5 protein-coding genes are annotated in these 3,902 nt (G+C 32.0%); all 5 read right to left on the minus strand.

Features of this window, described 5'->3' with window-relative positions; genetic code table 11:
* A partial coding sequence (locus tag WBM60_RS11495; RefSeq protein WP_424283103.1) for a hypothetical protein occupies positions 1-312 on the minus strand: 312 nt, incomplete at its 3' end.
* Positions 313-609: 297 nt separating this feature from the next.
* The gene (locus WBM60_RS11500; RefSeq protein WP_424283104.1) at positions 610-2,232 is read right to left on the minus strand and encodes a carboxypeptidase-like regulatory domain-containing protein; all 1,623 of its coding nucleotides are present in this window, start codon (positions 2,230-2,232) and stop codon (positions 610-612) included.
* Positions 2,233-2,553: 321 nt separating this feature from the next.
* The gene (locus WBM60_RS11505; protein ID WP_424283105.1) at positions 2,554-3,000 is read right to left on the minus strand and encodes a GNAT family N-acetyltransferase; all 447 of its coding nucleotides are present in this window, start codon (positions 2,998-3,000) and stop codon (positions 2,554-2,556) included.
* A gap of 105 nt (positions 3,001-3,105) precedes the next feature.
* On the minus strand, positions 3,106-3,606 hold the full coding sequence (locus tag WBM60_RS11510; protein WP_424283106.1) for a hypothetical protein: 501 nt from the start codon (positions 3,604-3,606) through the stop codon (positions 3,106-3,108).
* 14 nt (positions 3,607-3,620) lie between these two features.
* On the minus strand, positions 3,621-3,836 hold the full coding sequence (locus tag WBM60_RS11515) for a hypothetical protein (RefSeq protein ID WP_424283107.1): 216 nt from the start codon (positions 3,834-3,836) through the stop codon (positions 3,621-3,623).
* Positions 3,837-3,902: the final 66 nt, after the last annotated feature.

Genomic DNA, 3,902 nt, shown 5'->3' on the forward strand with positions numbered 1-3,902 from the left:
ATCACAACCTGTAGCTATTTGAAAGTCTCTTAAATCCTTATGACTGGGTTCAAACGGAAAACTTGTCCCTACCAATTTATCTTTCCTTAATTCATTAATCTCATATAAAGAATCCTTTAAAATCTCTTCAAATCTTTTAACTGAGATGTCCTTAATTCTATGGTCCCCATTGTTTGTATATGGTTCGTTCAAAATCCATTTTCCACTAGAAAAATCTATATTTTTCTGTTTTTCAAAATGATAAGTGTATATGGTATTTCCACAACTGCATATTAAAAAAGAAACAAAAATCATCGGCAGCACTTTGTTCATACTTAAATTTTATTTTCTCCAGGTATTCATTAAATGTTTTACAACAATGGGATGACATCCATGATGCTATCCGAATTATAAAACTAAGTTAAAAATCAATCAAGAAGTAATCGTTTATTTGAACTTTCATAAAGATAACGATTTCGATTTATGAACTGTACGAAGAACAGGGAAGGCTACAAAAAGGGGAAGGTTACAGTTGATTGCTACTCTTTTATAAGTTTCTCCAAAAAAAGGATGTTATATCCTTACAAAGAAGAATTTATAAACCGCCAAAGCATTGTCATTGGCCGGTTTTTATTTATCTATATTTTGTAATGGAGTATTCATCCAATAATCACTAAAGTTCAACGGCTTAACGATAATCTGGTCTTTATAAATAGGCCTGTCTTTTTTCATATAAAGTGTATCCTTTGGTACATTTGTTTGAGTTTTTACTTGTTGTACAAAAAATTCCCGAAATTGATTATATTCCTTATAAACTCCATCATTTAAATGGTGTCCTTTTACATCTATAATTTCTTTAGCGAATTCAAAATTGAGAAATTCTGGACCAATTTTTTTAATATTAGAAACTTTATCAATTTCCTTAAACATTTCATGGGCACCACCAAGGTCTAAGTCAGGGTAGAGCAGTACCGTATTGTCTCTTACTGCAATTTTAGTGAGTGTAAGCTCTTTTCCTTTATACATAACTCTATAGTTACCCCTAATTTGGGCTACTTCACCATAGGGCCTATTATTGAACTTCACCTTAAATCGCTTTTCAATCAAATCCGGGATAATATCTGTCACCATAAACGGTGAGGAAAAAAGCTGAAATCTGTTCTGAAAGGAAATATAATTTAAATACATTAAATCATCCACCTTTTGATATTCTACAATAATTTTAAATATTAATTGTTTATTGTTACCCCGCTTCTTTTGTTTTTTGTCCATTTTTCGACTCCATAGATCATATACAGCATATTCCATCTTATGTATAGCATAATCTTTCTTTGATATGAACAGTCTGCCCAATGCACTAAAACCTGGATAGGTTTTTCTAAACTTAATGGTATACAATACATCATCATCCAACAAGGTTTCCGATTCTTTTGAGAAATAATGGTTGTTTAATAAATCGGTATCTAAACGATGTACATATGCATAAGAATCTATCTTATAATTTCTAATAGCATCGTGTATTCTTAGAATGGTAAACTCATTCCCCCCATAATTAAACAGATAGGCCTTATCAATTGTTTTTCTCTTGCTTGTATAATCGTAAGGCTGTTGGGCTAAAGTATCCCGTTTAAAATCATAGTTCACCTTATAGTCGTAAATCTCAACCCTGGTAGTTTCCTGGTCGAGCTCATAAAAACCTTGGTCGTAAACCTCCAGAATTGCCTCGTTCAAATTTACATAGCTATTTTCGTCTAACTGATAGTCACGATAGTAACCGATGGTAGAAAAGGAATTTGTTGGAAAGTTCCTGGGAATTGCCTCAATGGCCCTCCTTACTATTTCTTCTGCAGATAACTTTCTCTTTCGTTTTGCCTTCACTACGGCTTCGGATAATTCAAAAATTCTTGCTTCCAGTTGTATAATATTTAAATCTATCGAAGATAATTCAGAAATCAGAATTTCGCGGCTTTTATATCCCATACTCGAGATTATCAAAACGTTGCCTAAGGTCTTAAAACTATTGGGAATCTTAAATCCCCCATCCGTATTCGATATTACCCCACGGGCCAAATCTTTAATCCGTATAGTGGCAAAAATAACGGGTTCTTTGGTTTGCGAATCAATGAGCTTGGCATTTATGAAATCCTGTTCTTGTGAAAAAACAGAAATGGTGAAGGCTAAACAAAGAAGAACTGTACAATATCTAAAAAATCCAATGTACAAATTTAAATGACGTTGCTTTAGTATTGACATAAAAAACGAATAGAATATAAAAAATCCACAAGAATTATACCATTTTACAATCTCATATGTAATCTTTGAGAAAAACCCTATAGAGCGTATTCTTCTTTATGTTTTTGTACAATTTTACCGGTATTCAAAATCTGGCTAACCATGTGGACCAGTTTGAATAGCAAGACGGTAATACGCTCGCGCGACATTACAATTTTTATTTATATGACTATCAGATAGTTGTGAATTTACTACACCTTCATGAGGTAAGGATTTAGGGATAAATCCTTAGAAACCCTCAATAAAACCTATCGTTTAATTGTACTTTTTTAGTTAATTAGATTAATTGGAATACACATTTTTATTATGGAATTCCATCCATTTGCTTGAATCGGCTAAGTCCGTCCAACCATATTTTCGATAAAGTTCATGAGCATCTCCTGTAAGCAAAATCCAACGTCTTAAGCCTTGAAGTTCAGGGAAATTCATTATTGTTTCCATCAGCCATTTTGAAAGACCCTTTCCTCTATATTCCTCTAAAATGTAAACATCTCCTAAATAAGCTATTGTCGAATAATCCGTAATTATTCTTGCAAAACCAATTTGTTTGAATTTCTCATAAAGACCAAAACAGAGCGAATTTTCTATTGAAATCTCAATTTTTTCCTTCGGAATGTTTAAACACCAATATGCTTTGGTCGATAAAAAATGGTGAATGGCATCAACGTCTAATTTCGACTTATCGGTAGAAATGTAGAACTCGTTTTTCTGTAGTGATAATTTTTTCATTAAAATCTTTGGTCAAAATTGCCGCTCACAATTATGTATGAGTACCGGTACATTTATTTCTTTTTAGGAAATGCCTTTTTCATCCTTTATTTGAACTTTAACAGTTTACATGAATAAACTTTCACATTTAAGCTTTAATTGTTCAACAGCATCTATAATATCATTTAAGTCTAGAATTTTTCCATGAATCACAAGATTATTATTATAAGAGTTATACCCTCTGTGACAAGATTCTCTAATTGATGAACTTAAAGATGGATTCATTGCTAAATCAGTATAAGAGTAAATCTCCTTGTCCTTAAAAAAATCATCTAATAATTCATCATAGTGCTCAAATTTATTCCTGAATTTTCTACTTCTTAAAATACTATTAGATTCAATTTTCAGAAGTTCCCTAAGTTGTTCTCCCCTTTCTTTATATTTTGATGTTGGCCATAGAATTTTAGAAATATTACCTGATGATATTAAAATGGATTGAATACTTAACCAAATAGCAATTTTATCAAAGTCATCAACCGAATCTTTCAACCGCTCATGAGAATACGATACAAGTCCAGCTTGAAAAATTAACTCTGTTATAAAAGCGCCTTCTCGAATTAGATTCATCGTTTATTTGAACTTTATATTGTGGGCAGAATAGCGGCCATAATACTTAATATGATTCCAATTACTATTATCCAAACTATTGTTGAAGTATTTGCACGAGTTTTCTCGGTTGCAGCTTGGATCAACCAGTTAGAATATAGAATTTCCATCTGTATTTCACGTTCTGAACAATCTGCTCTTTCAGCTTCGAATTTTTGTTGTTTTTTTGATTTTTCTCTTAGGTTGGCCATATTAATATTGGTTTTTCAATCCTTTGTTTGAACTTTAGAGAACTGGACTAAGGCTTTTCATAGGAC

It is taken from the genome of Eudoraea sp., assembly GCF_049669105.1.
Classification (GTDB): domain Bacteria; phylum Bacteroidota; class Bacteroidia; order Flavobacteriales; family Flavobacteriaceae; genus Eudoraea.